Raw genomic sequence first — 18,796 nt, forward strand, 5'->3', positions numbered from 1 at the left:
ATGCCGGTATCTTTATTTAACTGAGCGTTTAATCATTTCCGAATAAATCTCTGGTATAGACTTTATCGGCTACATCCAACAGTTCTTCGGCCATCCGGTTAGAGATTATAACATCGGACTCGCTTTTAAATTTAGCCAGATCACGCTCAACCCGCGAATTGAAAAAACTATCATCTGGCAATACAGGCTCATAGATTATGACCGGGATACCTTTCGCTTTAATACGCTTCATAATACCCTGGATAGACGATGCCCGGAAATTATCTGAGCCACTTTTCATAATCAATCGATAAATACCGACGACCTTTGGCTTTCGTGAAATAATTGCATCAGCAATAAAGTCTTTTCGCGTCCGATTAGCATCAACGATTGCTGAAATAATATTATTTGGTACAGATTTATAGTTGGCGAGTAATTGCTTAGTGTCTTTTGGCAGACAGTATCCACCGTAACCGAATGAGGGATTGTTGTAATGGTTACCAATACGCGGGTCCAGACAAACCCCTTCGATGATCTGTCGAGCATTAAGCCCCAGAGTTTCTGCATAGCTATCAAGTTCGTTAAAATAGGCAACACGCATCGCCAGATAGGTATTTGCAAAGAGCTTGATAGCTTCGGCTTCGGTTGAGTCGGTAAATAGGGTCGGAATATCTTTCTTCAGAGCCCCTTCCTGTAGCAGTGCAGCAAACGTTTCTGCACGGGAAGATCGTTCACCAATTACAATGCGTGAAGGGTACAAATTGTCATATAGCGCTTTACCCTCTCGCAGGAATTCTGGGGAAAAGATGATATTGTCTGAGCTATACTTTTGACGCATCGATTGAGTAAAACCGACAGGAACAGTCGATTTTATTACCATTACTGCATCTGGATTTATTTTAATAACATCCTGTATAACTGACTCGACGCTGCTAGTATCGAAATAATTAGTTTTGGGATCGTAATCTGTTGGGGTAGCAATAATGACAAATTCTGCGTTCTGATAAGCTTTGTGCTTATCCAGGGTAGCGCTGAATGTTATATCTTTTGATTGCAGATACTGTTCAATTTCTTGATCAACTATCGGAGATATCCGATTATTTAGCATCTCGACACGGGAAGGAACTATGTCCAGAGCAATGACCTGATGATGTTGGGCGATAAGAAGACCATTTGACAGGCCAACATATCCGGTACCAGAAATGGTGATTTTCATTTCATGCTCTCAGTATTATCTTAATAATTAATCATGATGTCGTACATCCTGATAAGAGAATAATGTTTTAACGTTTTGTTGAATATTGTGTCAACGAAGGTTAAAACAATTCAGATTTTCTTTATCAGTGTACGCTAGAAATATTAAGTAAAGATTAAGCAATCAACTTAAATCAATAAGATTTGGGATAAAAAAAAGCCCGGTCAAAAAACCGGGCCAGTGAACGTCAGAAGACTTATTCCATCCATTCAGTATGGAAAACACCTTCTTTATCAGTACGTTTATAAGTATGCGCACCGAAGTAGTCACGCTGGGCCTGAATCAGATTTGCAGGGAGCACCTCTGCACGATAGCTGTCGTAATAAGCGACAGCAGCAGAGAATGTCGGTACCGGGATACCATTCTGCACAGCATACGCAACAACATCACGTAGCGCCTGTTGGTATTCATCGGCAATGTTCTTGAAGTACGGGTCGAGCAGCAGGTTTGCGATACCAGCGTTTTTAGCATAGGCATCGGTGATTTTCTGCAGGAACTGCGCGCGGATGATGCAGCCCGCACGGAAGATTTTTGCAATCTCGCCGTAGTTCAGATCCCAATTATGCTCGTCAGATGCGGCACGCAGCTGAGAAAAGCCCTGAGCATAAGACACGATCTTACCGAGGTACAGCGCACGACGTACTTTCTCAATAAATTCTGCCTTATCACCCGCAAGCTGAGTTTTAGGACCGGACAGGACTTTAGAGGCAGCAACACGCTGATCTTTCAGTGAAGAGATGTAACGTGCAAACACAGACTCAGTAATCAGAGACAGTGGTTCACCGAGATCCAGAGAGCTCTGGCTGGTCCATTTACCCGTCCCTTTATTCGCCGCTTCATCCAAGATGAAATCCACCAAATATTTACCATCTTCATCTTTTTTAGTGAAGATATCTTTGGTGATATCGATCAGGTAGCTACTCAGCTCGCCGTTATTCCACTCGGTGAAGGTGCTAGCCAGTTCTTCGTTGCTTAGGTTCAAACCACCTTTCAATAATGAGTAGGCTTCAGCAATCAGTTGCATATCACCGTACTCAATACCGTTGTGTACCATCTTCACATAGTGACCAGCACCGTCGGCACCGATATACGTCACACACGGTTCACCATCTTCTGCAACAGCGGCGATTTTGGTCAGGATTGGGGCAACCAGCTCGTAAGCTTCTTTCTGGCCACCAGGCATAATAGATGGTCCCTTCAGCGCACCTTCTTCGCCACCGGAGACGCCGGTACCGATGAAGTTAAATCCTTCAGCTGAGAGCTCACGGTTACGACGGATAGTGTCCTGGAAGAACGTATTACCGCCATCAATAATGATGTCACCTTTATCCAGATATGGCTTCAGGGAGTCGATAGCAGCATCAGTGCCAACGCCTGCTTTCACCATTAACAGGATACGACGAGGTGTTTCAAGGGATTCAACAAACTCTTTTACCGTATAGTAAGGAACCAGTTTTTTCCCCGGATTCTCGGCGATAACCTCTTCCGTTTTTTCACGCGAGCGGTTGAAAACGGACACGGTATAACCACGGCTTTCGATGTTGAGCGCCAGATTGCGCCCCATCACAGCCATACCAACGACGCCGATTTGTTGCTTAGACATTATGTGCTCCTAATACGCAGGGAAATTTTGCATCATGAATATATCATAGTTATATAAAACAAATTAGATAAAATTTAAAAAAACAAACTAAATATTATTAACAATTAATAGAAGCAAGAATACTTCGAAGCCTCGAAAAAAAATGACATTCCAAAAGAATTCATTAGATAAATAGAGTCTGGAATCGATCGTTCCAACGAGGTACACTTGGTGCTGGACTCATTGAAGAAAATGGAAAAAACAAAGAACCAGAAGGCAATTTATAATTGATAGTAACATCATTTTTCACATATGAATGATGATGATAATTCATTTCTCCGAACGCTGTTGAAACAATATCTTTTCGGGCCAATAAATATTCATAAAATTTTACAGGATCCACGCATTTTGTGATTTCATTGAGCATGAAAGGTATAATTGCAACATCGAATGTTGCAATCGTACTCATTACCTTACTATGTTCAATTGCCATCTCAAGCTTGATATTTTTGGGAAGATTAGTAGGAACACTTGTCTTTATTGGTCCAATAATTCTTATCAAAGAATCAGGATTTAGCTTAGATAATTCAACAACCCATGTCCAATCAAACCATTGAGCAATTGTACCGATATAGCCAAATACAAATTTATTATCCGTGTTAGAATCACTGGAGCGCTCAATTGTATCCGAGCAAGCATTCAATATAAGTTTTGTTTTATCAGGTAGAGAAAACTTCTCTAATAACGCATGGCTTGAGCAAATAATTTCATCAACAGAACATATGATTTTATTTTCGGTCTTTATCATATTAAATTTTGATAGTCCTACATAAAATTGAGGAAAATCATCCATTGCATCAAACCATTTTTTTTTCCATTTAAAACTATCTATTAACTTTAACGCGAGCAAACTCGGTTTACCAACAACTAATAAAGTATCAGAATCAATGAAATCACCTACATTCTGGAAAATTTTATTAATAGCACCAGAGTTAAGCAATTTGAATACTATAGGCAAGGGTTCACATGGCAAAATAAAATCAGGTTTTAATATATTAAGACCTTTAGGTAGCCCCATGCCCACAGGTTCCGGAGCATGCCGCCCCGGATGAAAATCTCCGATGTTAGGAAATCGAGTTGGGTATGGGTCTATCCAAAGAACAGATTCCACATCATTTCTTAAAGCAGCATCCACAAAAAAATGTGGACGCTGAGTAATGCTTGACCATGGAACCGGGGATAGATAGACCATTTTCATGATGTTAAACTTTGAAGTATTCTTTAATGATATTTAATATCCGGGAACTGGCTTTTCCATCACCATAAGGTGATGCGCCTTTAGCCATTTTGAAATATTCAATACTATCTGAAAGGAGAATAGAAGCTTCGCGTATAATATCAACTGTCTCTGTACCAACTAATTTGACAACCCCCTCAGTTACTGCCTCTGGTCTTTCAGTATCACGACGTAAGACTAAAACTGGTTTTCCTAACGCTGGAGCCTCTTCCTGCACTCCGCCTGAGTCTGTTAAAATCAGATATGATTTTTTGATAGCACTTACAAAAGGACCATAATCTAGTGGATCCACCAAAGCGATACGATTATGCCCCTTTAATACAGAATTAGTCACATTGCGAACGTTAGGATTAGGGTGAACAGGGAACAACACGTAAATATCAGGATATTTATTTACCAATTCTAGTAATGCGGCGCAAATATTCTCTATAGGCTTACCAAAATTTTCGCGGCGATGCGATGTAACAAGAACCAAGCGATGATTTGGTGGAATATCGATCCCAAAATCAAAGTCTTTCTTGGCTGTATCCAATAAAGCATCAATAACGGTATTTCCAGTAACAAATACTTTCTCTTCACCAATGTTTTCTTTTAGCAAATTATCCCGGGACACACTGGTAGGAGAAAAATGTAAAGCAGCCAAATGACCTGCTAAAATACGATTTGCTTCCTCCGGGAAAGGTGAATACAAGTCATTTGTCCTTAATCCTGCTTCTAAGTGAGCAAATGGTATTTTTTTATAGAAACATGCTAAAGCCGTAACGAAGACCGTTGTAGTATCACCTTGAGCAATAACCATATCTGGTTTTCTTTCCTCAAGAATCCTATCAACTCCAATCATTAACCTTGCTGTTAATTCCTGTAATGTCTGACCTGGGGTCATTACATTAAGATCATCATCAGCAGCAATTCCAAATAGCTCCAGAGCTTGATCTAAAAGGTCACGATGTTGAGCCGTGGCCAAAACAGTCACAGAAAATAACTCTGACTTTTTCAATTCTTGAATTAAAGGTGCCATTTTTATGGCTTCAGGTCTAGTGCCCACAACACAGATAATCTTTTTCATATTTTAGTTTCCTTTATAATCTACATAAAATTCTGGATAGGAAGACCATTTTTCTTTGAAATAATTAGCATTACGATTAAATAACTTTTCGTAATAATCACTGCCAGAATCAGCTTTAGTTGTTTGATGCGGTTGGTGTCTTATACCAGTTAGATCACGATAACAAACATCAAAGCCAAGAGCTTTAATTTGGAAACATAAATCTGTATCTTCATAACAAGTGGGATCATAAAAAGTATCAAATCCCTTAGATGCTTCAAATATAGTACGCGACATAAATACCCCGCACGTACCAAGATAACCAATATCACTTCTGTAACCTTTATGTATAGCTTCAGCGTTCATCCCTCTATTAGGACAATAATCAGAAATCATACCACCTAAATCAGAACGATTTACATCAAACCAACCAGCACCCCATCCAATAATGCCAATATTTGCATTTTTTTCTAAGAGATTTAAAGCTTCAGTAAAACTGGAGAATGATGTAAACCACTGGTCAGAATCAAAAAATGCCAAATATTGGCCCGTAGCATACTTAGCACCTAAGTTACGGCCTGATGAGCAGCCATTAACATCATTTTTTATAATCTTAACGTTTGGGAATTGAGAGGCAACTAACTCAGCACCACCATCAATACTCATATTATCCACAACAATTATTTCCTTGAGGAAATAATCACAATGATGGATCAATGATTGCAAGTTACGGATAATAATATTTGCATTATTGTGTATTAAGATAACAGCACTAGTTTTCTTGTGGAATCTCTCATAAGTTTTACTGGTCAAAATATTATCCAGACGACTAAACCATGAGTTTTCCGATATAAAGATATCATTTTTACTGATTAATTCAGCTGTAACTTCAACCTTTTTACATAATGTTGCAAATTCAACAGGATCATTTGCAATGAAAACCCCGGGGTAATCCACAATCTCTGGCATTTGGGTAGCAATTACCGGTTTACCCAAGAAAAGATATTCAAATATTTTGATAGGAGATACTGCGTCTGAAATTTTACCTGGAACAAAAGGCAACAAGGTTATATCAGAATGAGCCAGGTATGCTGGTAATTCAGTTATATCCTTGGCACCTAAAAAGAAGACATTATCTGAAATATTTCTATCAGTTGGTTTATCACCTATCAGTACAAAGGCAATTTTTGGATTTGCCTTTGCAGCTGCGGTAATATAATCCCATCCAAACCACTCACCGTATAATGAACCAAAATAAAGAGCTATTCGATTATATCCAGAAGGCATATCAAATGGCTTGGAGTATTTCCTGTACTTGTCGAAAATATACTCATTTGCAGCATTTGGTAGATAGATGGCATCCTCTCTGCCTAAATCTTCTAATCGTTTTACTAGCAATTTCGCAGTTCCCACAACTACGGTTGATTCTCTAACAAAACGTTGGTAATTTTCCAAATTAAACCAGTCCCCACCAAGACTAGTTTCCCAATCATCAATAAGCTCAAACACAGTCTTTAAACCACGATTATTAAAAAACTCCAGATAAGGAAGCGCATCTGGATGGGGATGTTCAATGACTAATGTAGCATTGGCGGATACTATCTTAGAAATAATATTAGGGGTAGTATTTCCTATATATATATGCTGCAAACCATGAATAGAAACATCTGATTCAACGTGTATATTTTTTTCAAAATCATATTTTTTATAAATGTATAAATAAACTACTTTCTTACCGGTTTTCAGAGCACACCTAGCAAGCTGAGCAGCACGTTGGCCACCTCCGATATCATCATAAGGAACGCCAGAGATAATGATTAGCTCACCTTCCATGAAATTACTGTCATTCAGATAATTATCAGAGGAGTGAATGGTAGGAAATTGCTGTATCAAATTATAGCCGTTCAGCCTTCGATCGACTTTAGCGACTGCAACCTTAATAAATACCTTAAACCCTTTATCTCTTATCAACTTAATAGATTTCTTCGCATAGAAAGAAATACTCTGCAAATTCATTTTTACCTCTGTTAACTAAAAATTAGCATTTAAAATTATCTATCTTTTGAGATATACCAATAATTTATTTTTCACGATGAGTTAGTCGATATAAAAACCCCTTGGAATTTTCCATATGTTCATCATTCTTCCGATCCATTTCTGATATCTTACGCTCAAGGAGTAGTATTTTTTCCTCTAATCCTAAAACAAGAGTTTTAGTATTAGATATCTGAGCATTTGCTTTATCAATAACTCCAATTAACTCATCATTATACGTAATAAGTTTATTGATCCGCTTTTCAAAATCACCATATAACCTATCAGCATTAATAGAGATATTTTTTTGGCTTAACTCAATAATACTTTGAATTTCAGCTATACTAATATTATTTTGTTTTAATTGTTCACAATTTCTCTTCTGCTCTAAGAGACAAAAATGTTGCCGAACACTTTCATTATTAATATTAAATATGATTTGAGATATCAGTGCATAAATTGCATCTGAAAAATATAAATTCTCATATCTGGGAAAATAAACATCTCCTGTTGTAATAAGACTGTAAATTTTTCTCAAAAATGAATCGGTACTTGAAAAAGGATTGTTTAAAATACAGGCTACAGAAGATGAGAAATGCAACCAAATATTATCTACATTATAACCATCATTGATAATGTCATAACAAGAGTCTAAATCTTTATCAGAAATAGATGATAATTCACATTTTAACTGTTCAGTAGTAATAGTATCGAAATTTCTCCCTGAGAAATTACACCATGCAGCTTTTTCAAAAGTTTCCGGATTCAATACGGCTTTAACACCATCATACCCAACTAAAATAACACGTCGTTTCGCTGCAATACCTTCAAGAACAACTCTCCCCATTCCAGCCACTCCAGAATATGAAGTAATAGCTGTTCTGACATCTGATTCGTATCCGGCAAACTCAACATAATTTGATAGATTATTCGCAGATATCTCTTGCTCTAATGTTCCTTTAGCGTGTCCATCTCCCATGATGACAACACCAGGTAACCCAATAGCTTTTGCATACTTTATAAATTCAAGAACGCCGACAATCTTTTGTTCATCCAAACGACTAACGCAAACCCAGCGTTCATCCTTGATTGAACGTTCATCATGCTGCGTTAATTCAATACCATTCGGTAATATCTGCACGTTACTTTCTGATGAAAAGGCCAAACTTAATTCTTTCATCTCAGCAGAAACTACATATGCAATGTTGACATTTGGAAGAATAATATCTGTTAGTAAAAATTTAAAAATTGGACTCAAATAATTAGCAAACGACACAGGACCATGTAAAGTCAATACTAATGCCTTATTCTCTAACTCGGCAACAATAGCAGAGATTATTATAGAATAGAAAGGTTGAGCATGCAGCAGTTCAATATTGTTATGTCTAATATACTTGCGTAAGCTATTTATAGTGTTTGAAAACTCTTCCGACCCTATATTATGGTTCAAGTCTAAGTTTGAGATAATGCCAGTAACTTCTGAAGGAATTAAACTTGTATCGAACTCTTTACCAACAGCCAAGTAAACTGAATGACCTTGTTTAATAAGGGAGCGAATTTCTCCAGCAATATTAGTTTCAAGTCCACCAATAAGAAAGACTTCAGTAACAACTAGTATATTCATACTTATCCTTTCTGTTTTAATACCTCAACTTGAGTTTCTAATGAAGCAATGCCGCTAGCTTTAAGAGTTCGTTGATTAACTTTTATGACCATAACGTCAGTTTTACGATCCAAGTATGCCATGCCAGATTGTTCCAATACCTCCGCTATTGCAAGAGTGATAAAATATGAGCCAGGACATAAATCTAATTTTATATTAAATGAGCAATTCCAAACATCACCACATTTGACGCTAATTAAATTACTGTCGTGATAGCGGGTACTAGTTCCATAAACGCTTACCCCCTCAACCGTCCTTAGTAAAAGTCCAGCCTGAATCTCGTTAATGTTTGATAAAGATTCAATTTGCATAGTGACAGTGATGCATTCACCTGTATTAAAAAGCTCGCACTGTTTCCCATTTGAATCAAATATTCCCCATTTAACAATTTGCGCACTCAATCCTCGAGTAATACTCTGCTTTTTACTCGAACCATCACTATCACTATCACCATAAACTATGTCAGTGGTTTCTGTTTTAAATGTTTCTGCTGTTTGATCTTCTAAAGAACTTTGAGATTCTCTCTCTTTTTGCGAGTTGACAAAACGAATATAAGCTTGTTCATCTGAATATAGTAATGCATGGTACTGATCGATCACATCTTTTGCCGACCCTATTGCATGCATTTCTCCTTTATGCAACAGAACAGCTCTTTGGCAAAACTTTTCAATTGTACCTGTTGAATGCGTAACTAATAAAATACTACAACCTTTTTTCCTTAATTTTTCAATATAGTCATAGCATTTACGCTGAAATTTCTCATCACCTACAGCCAGTGCTTCATCTACAATAAAAATTTGAGGTTCAATACAAGCCTGTACTGCAAATGCTAACCTAACGGCCATACCACTAGAATAAGTTTTTACCGGTTGATCTAAGTGTTGACCAATATCAGCAAAGGCTATTATCTCATCTATTCGGTTATCCATTTGCTCACGAGAAAAACCTAAAATAGATCCATTTAGATAAATATTTTCACGACCGGTAAAATCTGGATTAAAACCCGACCCCAACTCCAATAATGCAGCAACAACCCCACTGGTAGTGACGCAACCCTGAGTAGCCTCTAAAGTTCCGGCGATTATCTGTAGTAGTGTACTTTTACCACTACCATTTCGTCCCAGAATACCGACTGTTTCTCCCTTGCGTAAGTGGAAATTTATATTTTTTAGAGCCCAAAATTCTTTGTAATATTTCTTTGAAGAAGAAAATAGCTGAAGTAATCTTTCGCGAGGATTATCATACATCTCATAAACTTTTGAGACATTTTCAATTGAAATAGAAATTTCAGAGGACATCAGAGAATCCTCCTCTTGTTTTTTGGAACCACGCGAATCCAAGGCATGTAACAATCATTGAAACAATTGTCCATACACCCCATTTTTGCCATTGAATACTATTGCCGAATATTATCACTGCCCGAACCTGTTCTATAATGAATGTTAGTGGATTAAATTCCATGATAATCTTAAAGTTATCAGGCAAGGCTTGTATAGGATAAAATATTGGTGACATGAACATAAGTACTGTTGTTAATAATAATATTATTTGTCCGATATCTCGTAAGTATACACCAAGCGCTGACAGGAATAATGAAAGACCAATTATCAAAAAAATAAGCGGGATCAAAGTTAGCGGAAATAAAAATATCGTAATGTGAGGTATACCAAAGAATATTAAATAAAAAACAACCCAAACGACAAAGCTAATTAGCATATGAAAAAAAGCAGTACCTAATACAACAAAAGGTAATATCTCCAATGGAAATATTACTTTCTTCACATAATTCACATTTGAAAGAATAAGCCCAGGAGATTTATTCAGACACTCTGAAAACAAATTATAAACTAACAACCCTGAGAATAATATCAATGCAAATTCAGTTTTACTTCCTGTACTATCTGCAGACCAACGAGCCTTAAACACAACACTAAATACAAAAGTGTATACAGACAACATAATTATTGGATTTATAAATGACCACATAAAACCGATAACTGAACCTTGATATCTACTTGCAATATCTCGCTTAATTAATTCATAGATCAGTTCTCTATTGTTTTTAACTGTCTTCAGAAACACTATAGGATTCTTAGATTTCTTTGTTGCTAAACTCATTTTCCCCTCGATGGACACATTCAATATAATCTTCTTTCTTAACATAAATAACTGATCAAATCATTTAGATACGCTTCAAAAATAAAGCAACCGCAAACAAGAGAGACTCAATATTACTTTGCCTGTATAATCGAAGTTGTATAATTTGTTTTATTCTGCTAAGAAAACTTACCTTCCTAAGGCAAAAAAATCGCTGCGCTGTAATTTTATTCTCTTGGCTAAGTATTTCATGCATATGATTAAGTAAAATAAGGTTAGCATCAACGCTTTTCTTAAATTCGCCATTAAATAAAATTTTAACTCGCTTAAATTTAGCTGATAATGTTTTGTTTTCACCAACTAAGTTATTGTAATGCTGCCTGTATTTTAATGTGGGATCGGGATCATATATAACTTTTCCATCACATGCTGTAATTAAGATATATACCCACCAATCATGGGATGGAATAATTTTATCTTCAGGTGTTTTATCAATGATTAACTTAGCCGATAAATTGAACAGCATAGTGTTTCCACCAGCTACACATTGAATTAAGGAATTTTTAAAAGATAAAGGTTTCGTTATTTTTGAGGATGGACCGATATAGTTTTCATTCTCATCCACTAATAATGTGCTAGAGCAATATACGGCCGGTATGTTTGCTATGATACAAGAGAGATTTGCAATACTTTTCTCTATTTTATTATTTAGCCATATATCATCTTGATCACAAAAAGCATAATATCGGTATTTTTTTGGGATCAACTTTATCCCATTAATAAAATTCCTAGCAAATCCCTTACGTGGTCCTTCAATTAATTTACATCTTTCAGTACCAATCTCACTTATGCAATCTTCTATTATTTTTCTAGTATTATCCGTTGAGCCATCGTCAGAAATATATATAACCCAATCATTGTGAGTTTGAGCACGGATAGAATCAATTTGTGATTTTAAATATTTTTCACCATTATATGTGCAAACTAAAATAGCAACACTACTGTTCATCATACAACTCCGATAATTTCAGAGAAACGCCTAATAAATCTTTCTCTGAGATTATCTTATGTTCCATTTCTGGCCAAGCAACATTGATATCAGTATCATTCCAAATAATAATTCTTTCGGAATTTGGATTGTAAAAATCAGTAACTTTATAACAAACTTTTGCTAAATCTGACATTGTTAAAAAACCATGGGCAAACCCTTTTGGGATCCATATACTCTTTTTGTTAATGTCGTTGAGAATTACGCCAATCCACTTTTTAAATGTTGGTGAGTTTCTTCTTATATCTACAACCACATCGAAAATCTCACCTTCCAGACAACTTAAAAGCTTACCTTGCGAATACGGTGATGCTTGATAATGTAATCCCCTCAATACCCCTTTCTGTGACAATGAAATGTTGTCTTGAACAAATATAATATCTTCACCAATTGCATTATCAAATTTTTGTTTATTATAGCTCTCATAAAAATACCCACGTTCATCCCCAAAAATGCTAGGTTCAATAATTACTACATCATTCAATTCCGTTTTTGTAATTTTCATTATTTGCCTTCTTTACAAGCTTTTTCAATTTCAGAAAGTGTTCTTTTAACACCAAACTGCCAATCGGGAAGAAGTAAGTTAAACTGTTCTTGGAATTTTCTGTTATTTAATCTAGAGTTTAATGGTCTTCTCGCTAACATATTATATTCACTTGAAGTAATGTTATTTATTTTATTCAGTAGATAATTTGCACTATCAATATGATTCATAATAAACTGAGCATAATCAAACCATGTTGTATATCCACTCGACACCAAATGGTATATCCCATAGTGATTATTATCTGGTAACACTTTACGAATAACATGTGCAGTGCAATCTGCAATTAATTCAGCAGAAGTTGGAGAACCAAATTGATCATCAACAACTGATATTTCTTTTTTACTTTTAGCAATATTTAATATCGTTTTAATAAAATTAGCACCGCGCGAGCTATGAACCCAACTTGTTCGAAATATTAGACTTTTTGGGTTAAATTTAGTAATTACCTCTTCACTGGCTAGTTTAGCCAAACCATAGTGATTTATTGGCGCAGCAATATCTTCTTCTTTTTGCCATGAACTCCCATCACCCGAAAAAACATAATCAGATGAATAGTGTATCAATAATGCGCCTAACTTTTTCGACTCGATTGCCATTACTTCTACGGCCCGAACATTTATCAACCAGCTTAAATCTTGCTCTTGTTCGGCTTTATCGACAGCTGTATATGCGGCAGCATTAACAATAACATCTGGGCGAAATCGTTGTATCGTATCAGCTATGCCTTTCAAATTGCTCAAATCACCGCACGGAAAATAGTCACTTCGGCCTAATGCTAATACTTCACCCAATAAAGCAAGTGAGCGCTGCAGTTCCCATCCTACTTGACCATTTTTCCCAAATAGTAAAATTCTCATTTCTATCCCATCAATACAACCAGATGAAAAGCTTTTAATACCAAGATACAGCTTCATATAATCAAGGCTATTGAAAAGTCAACCAATCAATTCCAATGCTTTTCATATGTTGAATAAACTATGGCATTTGATAACGCTACCGCCCCTGGCTCAACAGCTACCAGTGCACTACGTATAAACAAATTGGACGTTAGCTTCTGCAAATACTCGCAGAAAACCTAAAAATCAATCGCTAATTGTCTTACCAAATGTAGTCAGAAACAAGAAAAAATCCGACAACAGCAAGATTAAACTTAGTAGGTTAAAGCTATATTGTTAGCTTGTTCTAAGTAAAAAGCGGCACTAACGCCCAACCTTATCAAATGTCGATATGAGGTAGTCAGTTACCGCGACTTTCCTTCCAATGTCGTTGCTGCAGCCTGTTTCTATTCTCCGAGCAACTTCTCAATGCTCTTACGGAACTTCGGCCCTTCTTTCAGGTTACGCAGGCCGTACTTAACAAACGCCTGCATATAGCCCATTTTCTTCCCGCAGTCGTAGCTGTCACCCGTCATCAGCATGGCGTCAACAGACTGTTTTTTCGCCAGCTCAGCAATAGCATCCGTCAACTGAATACGCCCCCAGGCACCTGGCTGGGTATGCTCCAGTTCTGCCCAGATATCAGCAGAAAGCACGTAGCGCCCTACTGCCATCAGATCGGAATCCAGAGTCTGCGGCTGGTCTGGTTTTTCAATGAATTCAACAATACGGCTGACTTTGCCTTCATTATCTAAAGGCTCTTTGGTCTGAATAACAGAGTACTCAGACAGATCGCCTTCCATACGCTTAGCCAGCACCTGACTACGCCCGGTTTCATTAAAACGAGCAACCATGGCAGCCAAGTTGTAGCGCAGCGGATCCGCGCTCGCTGTATCAAGAACAACGTCAGGTAATACGACGACAAACGGGTTATCCCCAACAATTGGGCGAGCACAAAGAATTGAATGACCCAGGCCCAGTAACTGAGCCTGACGAACGTTCATAATAGTCACGCCTGGAGGACAGATAGACTGCACCTCGGCTAATAGCTGGCGCTTAACACGCTGCTCAAGCAACGATTCGAGTTCGTAAGAGGTGTCGAAGTGGTTCTCAACCGCGTTCTTAGACGCATGAGTCACCAGCACGATTTCTTTGATACCTGCAGCTACAATTTCGTCGACAATGTATTGAATCATCGGCTTGTCTACGATCGGTAGCATCTCTTTAGGGATTGCCTTCGTGGCAGGCAACATGTGCATCCCCAGACCTGCTACCGGAATAACTGCTTTCAAATTAATCATTAAGTCATTCACCTATTCAATTGTTGCTGAATTATAGCTTTTTAGCTTGTTTTAGCCAGTATGAATTACATTACTCCGATGCAGCGTATGTTACGCCGCTTAACTTCGCAATGCAGTAATCTTAATCCCAGGGAGTGTCACTTTAGCCAGGAATGGTCGCAAAGTTACCGCTCCCGTCCCGGGAGTCGAAAATTCACCGCTTCGACATTCACCACCTGATGGTTTACCCGGTCGATGTCAACTGAGCTTTGCCCGGTTTCGTTTACCGCATGGACATTCGCCAGCGAGAGTAATGTGTCCTGTTTAGCCATAAACTTGCCGCGCACATCCTTACGGAGATCGAAGTGCATCTTGAGTGCGGGTCCCGTCGCGGATTGCTGCATAACCCTGATGTTACGTAAAAAAAGGTGCTGTGGTTGGTTATGCAACTCAAGCGTGGCACGTTTCATCTCCACATTGGTAATCGCCACAAATGAAGTCGCATTACCAGAGGAGATCTGAATACCGCGCAATTTGTATTCACGTTTCGTATTATCCAGATGGATATTATTTAACTTAAAGTTTTGTGGAATGGATAAATAACGCCCTTTGATTACGCCGTAACCAATGAGCATACCTGCGCTATTCTCCATATTGATATTATCAATTACGAAATTATCACATCCGTAAATAGCGACCGTCGCATTATCAATGCCCGCTTTCTTACTATAATTCAGGATGATATTTCGCGCGGTAATATTACGAATAATAAAGTGTTTGCCGTTCTCCACATGCACTAACTGTCGGCAGTCGCTACCGGTGATGTTCGCTACCACAAAGTTTTTTACCGCCAGTTCATCGGGATAGGTATTGTCATAGGTACTCCCCGCCAGACCGATGCCAATGCCCCAGTTCACGTTGCCGTTGGTACAGTTGATACGTTCAATGACATGGTCAGAAATGAGGATATTGCTGTCGTTTATCGCCACATTCCACTCAATTGCATCACCCTGTAAATCGCTAAAACGGCTGTTCGTGATCTTTACGCCGTCCATTCGGTTATGAAAACCCTGACGCAAAATGCCATAGTTAGCGCGCGTGACGGTAATATCATCGATAGTCAGATTACGCATCAGCCTCGAGGTTTTACCGCCGATATAGATTTGCGTCACCGGACCGAAACCGCTCATGGCAATCCCTTTTATCACACAGTCCGAACCCCGCACATCGAGGGTAACGTTCCTCAGGCTCCCGCCCTGCTCGCCCATCACCTTGCATCCATCCTGCAGAACAAAGCGCCCACGGCCATTGCCGCTGATTCTGCCTTGCAGGTGTAGCGTTTTGCCAGGCGGGATAACAACTGCGGTATTGAGATCCTTACATTCCAGTCCATTTGGTACGACGACCGTTTGTCCTTCTTTGAACGCCTGCCTGAAAGAAGCGACCCAATCCTTTGGGTTGTAATCCTGAATGTTGACGCTGCCCGATGATTCAAGCGCCCGGACAACGGGAGTATGCAGTACGACAAGCGCAGAGCCTGCCGTCAGAAAAGTACGGCGTGAGAGTTTGTTCTCTGACATACAACCTCGATTTACATCGTTTGCAGCAGACTGGCTAACTGTTTATTGATCGCTAACTGATTAAATTCAGTTGCAATTTTTTCTCGCGCGCACTGCACAATCGGCTGCACCTGCTCACTGTCGAGCAGGCTAAATGCCGCTAATCGCTCTGCCAGCGCCTGCGCATCGTTTTCCGGTGCCAGCCAGCCAGACTTGCCCGACTCGACCAGTTCAGGGATCCCACTATGGACGGTGGAAATCACCGGGATGCCCACCGCCATCGCCTCCATCAGCGCCACCGGGATCCCCTCCATATCGCCATCCCTTCCGGTAATTGAGGGCAGCAAAAAGACATCGGCCTGCTCAAGCATTTCCTTCACCTGATGACTGGGTTTAAAGCCTGGCATCTCAATCACATCATCAAGTTGATATTGCTCGATTAGCGTACGCAGACGACGCTCCCAGGGGCCAATGCCAAGGATGCGATAACGGAATGCGACGCCCTGCTCTTTCAACTGACGACAGGCTTCGATGGCAACGTGCAGTCCTTTTTTCTCAGTTAACCGGGCGACAGAGATAATCTCCAGCGGGGCGGCAGGCGATTTCAACTGGCGTGGCGTAAAGCGCGTCATATCGATTCCCATGCGCGAGACCGCAATTTTCTGCGGCGGGCACCCCATATTTTTTAAACGTCCGGCCCAGAGGTTGCTGATAGGTAACATCAAATCCCCACGTTCAAACAGTTGCTGATATTCAGGGGTGTAGTGGGCAAGCACATCCCGATGCGAAACATCAATGCCGTGAAATACCGTGGCGATTTTGCCGCGGATCATCCCTAGCTCACGCAGCTTGGCGGCCGTTACGCCTGCGGGTCCAAAATGAGCGATAAACACATCCGCTTCAAACGCCCGCGGGTTCGCGCCACAAATGGCCGCCAAAATCAGATTGCGCGCCTCATCGCCATAGCGTGAAACATTCAGCGCTTTCCAGGTGGCTGAGCGGGTAATACCGCGCAGGGCCGCCACTGCCCTATACTTAAGCTTCGCCAGTTTGCTGTTCGGCTCATTCAGTAACCAGCGCGTTTTTTCACCCAGACGGTAGGTATTAAATGAAGCATGGGTATTTTCAAGATCGCCCTTGTGCAACGCGACAATTTCCACGTCGTAGCCCATGTCGATAAATGCGGTAATCTGATTGAGTACAAAGGTCTCGGAGGAGAGCGGAAATTTAAGCAGGAAAAAGCCAACCTTCATTTTTCCCCCTCAATACGCGTTAAAACCGATTGCACCATGTTCACCCCACGTTCACGCTCACGCCTAACCGCGTCGCCGAGACGTATGTTCAGCTCAGGTAGCTGTCCGAGAGCATCGGCGACCTTTCCTTCCAGGCTGCCATCGAGCAGATGGCGAATATCGACGGCCATCTCTGCTAACCCCAGTTGTTGCATGATCCCTGCCGATTTATGCTCATAATTAATGGCGATGGCTGGCGTCATAAAATTCATCGAGATGATGGCCGAGTGTAAACGAGTCCCCACAGTCAGATCGCATGCAGCCAAAATTTTCCCCATCTCCAGGTCGTTGAGTTCATCCATCACCACGTGATAACGGCCCGGGTCGTTAATATACTGGCGCAGGTTCAACGCCACCATGCGGTCATCTTTGTTGTAACTATCAATACCGGTACAGGTTGACAGCGCTATCACCTGGTAACCTTCATCAAGGATGCGGTTCACTACCCCGGCAAAGGCTTGCTCATAGGCCTGCTGCGTTGTCCCCAGACGCTTATCAAAAGGAGCCAGCTCACGCAGAGTAATGGCAACGGTCTTCTGTTTTGCCGCCATGTGTAACCAGTGCTGTACGGCATAACCAGGCTCATAATCCTCATCATGGTTATTTACCAGCCAGGCGGTATCTACCCCGGTTTCGACTTTATCCGTGTTTATTGCACTGCGCTTCATCAGATCCAGACTGACGGATTCACGCAAAATCAACGCATTACAGTGTCCAAAAACGTAGTTCGCCAGTTGATTAAACTGTTCATCCTGGAATGGCCCCACGCTGTGGCCAATCATGTACAGCGGTTTTTTCGCCATAAACGTACACAGGGCATGTTCAAACTGCGGTACGCCATACAGATCGACAAAAAACGATCCGCCGACCTGGATAATGGCGTCGTAGTGCGACAGCAGACGAACAAAATCGGTAAACCCCTGGGCGATCGCGATATTGCGCAGATTACCGGAATCGGTGACACGCGAGAGCAGCACCTGATGCTGATAGCGACGACGCAGCACTTTCTTCACGCGTCCCATAACGCCCGCAGCATTATTGTGTTGCTTCATCTGCGAATACAGCGGATCGCCCATCACCGGGCGGTTCAGCAACCACGAAGAACTCACCGGATAACGGCTCATAACATCCACTTCAGTCTCAGGACGCAACGCGTTAATGGCATCCAGCAAACCGCGCAGAATCGCGCTATCCCCACGGTTCCCACAGGTATGGTTGCCTAAAATTAATAGTTTCATTATGA

The 18,796-nt window shown here is 40.1% G+C and carries 15 protein-coding genes; all 15 read right to left on the reverse strand.

All coding sequences use genetic code 11. The annotated features are described in order from the left end of the window. Window positions 1-28 precede the first annotated feature (28 nt). Complete coding sequence (gene ugd, locus GPJ68_RS15305) at window positions 29-1,195, reverse strand: UDP-glucose 6-dehydrogenase (protein WP_104651480.1); 1,167 nt, start codon at window positions 1,193-1,195, stop codon at window positions 29-31. Window positions 1,196-1,430: 235 nt separating this feature from the next. Then, the gene (gene gndA, locus GPJ68_RS15310) at window positions 1,431-2,837 is read right to left on the reverse strand and encodes an NADP-dependent phosphogluconate dehydrogenase (RefSeq protein WP_104651479.1); all 1,407 of its coding nucleotides are present in this window, start codon (window positions 2,835-2,837) and stop codon (window positions 1,431-1,433) included. A gap of 163 nt (window positions 2,838-3,000) precedes the next feature. Continuing rightward, entirely contained in the window at window positions 3,001-4,074 is a 1,074-nt protein-coding gene (locus GPJ68_RS15315) for a glycosyl transferase (RefSeq protein ID WP_029139588.1), read from the reverse strand. Window positions 4,075-4,078: 4 nt separating this feature from the next. Next, entirely contained in the window at window positions 4,079-5,179 is a 1,101-nt protein-coding gene (wecB, locus tag GPJ68_RS15320) for a non-hydrolyzing UDP-N-acetylglucosamine 2-epimerase (RefSeq protein ID WP_019077119.1), read from the reverse strand. A gap of 3 nt (window positions 5,180-5,182) precedes the next feature. Beyond that, complete coding sequence (locus tag GPJ68_RS15325) at window positions 5,183-7,174, reverse strand: glycosyltransferase (protein ID WP_180836789.1); 1,992 nt, start codon at window positions 7,172-7,174, stop codon at window positions 5,183-5,185. Between the two features lie 64 nt (window positions 7,175-7,238). Beyond that, window positions 7,239-8,816: a glycosyltransferase gene (locus GPJ68_RS15330; RefSeq protein WP_104651478.1), complete on the reverse strand. Its 1,578-nt coding sequence runs from the start codon at window positions 8,814-8,816 to the stop codon at window positions 7,239-7,241. A gap of 2 nt (window positions 8,817-8,818) precedes the next feature. After that, the gene (locus GPJ68_RS15335; protein WP_104651477.1) at window positions 8,819-10,153 is read right to left on the reverse strand and encodes an ABC transporter ATP-binding protein; all 1,335 of its coding nucleotides are present in this window, start codon (window positions 10,151-10,153) and stop codon (window positions 8,819-8,821) included. Continuing rightward, window positions 10,143-10,973 (reverse strand): ABC transporter permease, encoded by an 831-nt coding sequence (locus tag GPJ68_RS15340; protein WP_029139589.1) that lies wholly within the window; start codon window positions 10,971-10,973, stop codon window positions 10,143-10,145. Before GPJ68_RS15340 ends, GPJ68_RS15335 begins: the two co-directional genes overlap by 11 nt. 64 nt (window positions 10,974-11,037) lie before the next feature. Next, window positions 11,038-11,964 (reverse strand): glycosyltransferase family 2 protein, encoded by a 927-nt coding sequence (locus GPJ68_RS15345; protein ID WP_104651476.1) that lies wholly within the window; start codon window positions 11,962-11,964, stop codon window positions 11,038-11,040. After that, window positions 11,951-12,505: a dTDP-4-dehydrorhamnose 3,5-epimerase gene (rfbC, locus tag GPJ68_RS15350; RefSeq protein ID WP_019077125.1), complete on the reverse strand. Its 555-nt coding sequence runs from the start codon at window positions 12,503-12,505 to the stop codon at window positions 11,951-11,953. The genes GPJ68_RS15345 and rfbC overlap by 14 nt, the downstream gene beginning before the upstream one ends. Continuing rightward, entirely contained in the window at window positions 12,505-13,404 is a 900-nt protein-coding gene (gene rfbD, locus GPJ68_RS15355) for a dTDP-4-dehydrorhamnose reductase (protein ID WP_019077126.1), read from the reverse strand. The genes rfbC and rfbD overlap by 1 nt, the downstream gene beginning before the upstream one ends. A gap of 425 nt (window positions 13,405-13,829) precedes the next feature. Then, window positions 13,830-14,723 carry a GalU regulator GalF gene (galF, locus tag GPJ68_RS15360; RefSeq protein ID WP_000609089.1) on the reverse strand — a complete coding sequence of 298 codons (894 nt, stop codon included), beginning with the start codon at window positions 14,721-14,723 and terminating at the stop codon, window positions 13,830-13,832. A 164-nt stretch (window positions 14,724-14,887) separates the two neighbouring features. Further along, the gene (gene wcaM / locus GPJ68_RS15365; protein ID WP_180836791.1) at window positions 14,888-16,282 is read right to left on the reverse strand and encodes a colanic acid biosynthesis protein WcaM; all 1,395 of its coding nucleotides are present in this window, start codon (window positions 16,280-16,282) and stop codon (window positions 14,888-14,890) included. A gap of 11 nt (window positions 16,283-16,293) precedes the next feature. Beyond that, complete coding sequence (gene wcaL, locus GPJ68_RS15370; protein ID WP_019077128.1) at window positions 16,294-17,514, reverse strand: colanic acid biosynthesis glycosyltransferase WcaL; 1,221 nt, start codon at window positions 17,512-17,514, stop codon at window positions 16,294-16,296. Beyond that, complete coding sequence (wcaK, locus tag GPJ68_RS15375) at window positions 17,511-18,791, reverse strand: colanic acid biosynthesis pyruvyl transferase WcaK (RefSeq protein WP_075848357.1); 1,281 nt, start codon at window positions 18,789-18,791, stop codon at window positions 17,511-17,513. Before wcaK ends, wcaL begins: the two co-directional genes overlap by 4 nt. Window positions 18,792-18,796: the final 5 nt, after the last annotated feature.

The organism is Citrobacter sp. 172116965 (assembly GCF_013458095.1).
GTDB classification, from domain to species: domain Bacteria; phylum Pseudomonadota; class Gammaproteobacteria; order Enterobacterales; family Enterobacteriaceae; genus Citrobacter; species Citrobacter braakii.

Coding starts and splice junctions, on each gene's coding strand:
- ugd (WP_104651480.1), bottom strand. CDS start 1,195: ATGAAAATCACCATTTCTGGTACCGGATATGTTGGCCTGTCAAATGGT.
- gndA (WP_104651479.1), bottom strand. CDS start 2,837: ATGTCTAAGCAACAAATCGGCGTCGTTGGTATGGCTGTGATGGGGCGC.
- GPJ68_RS15315 (WP_029139588.1), bottom strand. CDS start 4,074: ATGAAAATGGTCTATCTATCCCCGGTTCCATGGTCAAGCATTACTCAG.
- wecB (WP_019077119.1), bottom strand. CDS start 5,179: ATGAAAAAGATTATCTGTGTTGTGGGCACTAGACCTGAAGCCATAAAA.
- GPJ68_RS15325 (WP_180836789.1), bottom strand. CDS start 7,174: ATGAATTTGCAGAGTATTTCTTTCTATGCGAAGAAATCTATTAAGTTG.
- GPJ68_RS15330 (WP_104651478.1), bottom strand. CDS start 8,816: ATGAATATACTAGTTGTTACTGAAGTCTTTCTTATTGGTGGACTTGAA.
- GPJ68_RS15335 (WP_104651477.1), bottom strand. CDS start 10,153: ATGTCCTCTGAAATTTCTATTTCAATTGAAAATGTCTCAAAAGTTTAT.
- GPJ68_RS15340 (WP_029139589.1), bottom strand. CDS start 10,973: ATGAGTTTAGCAACAAAGAAATCTAAGAATCCTATAGTGTTTCTGAAG.
- GPJ68_RS15345 (WP_104651476.1), bottom strand. CDS start 11,964: ATGATGAACAGTAGTGTTGCTATTTTAGTTTGCACATATAATGGTGAA.
- rfbC (WP_019077125.1), bottom strand. CDS start 12,505: ATGAAAATTACAAAAACGGAATTGAATGATGTAGTAATTATTGAACCT.
- rfbD (WP_019077126.1), bottom strand. CDS start 13,404: ATGAGAATTTTACTATTTGGGAAAAATGGTCAAGTAGGATGGGAACTG.
- galF (WP_000609089.1), bottom strand. CDS start 14,723: ATGATTAATTTGAAAGCAGTTATTCCGGTAGCAGGTCTGGGGATGCAC.
- wcaM (WP_180836791.1), bottom strand. CDS start 16,282: ATGTCAGAGAACAAACTCTCACGCCGTACTTTTCTGACGGCAGGCTCT.
- wcaL (WP_019077128.1), bottom strand. CDS start 17,514: ATGAAGGTTGGCTTTTTCCTGCTTAAATTTCCGCTCTCCTCCGAGACC.
- wcaK (WP_075848357.1), bottom strand. CDS start 18,791: ATGAAACTATTAATTTTAGGCAACCATACCTGTGGGAACCGTGGGGAT.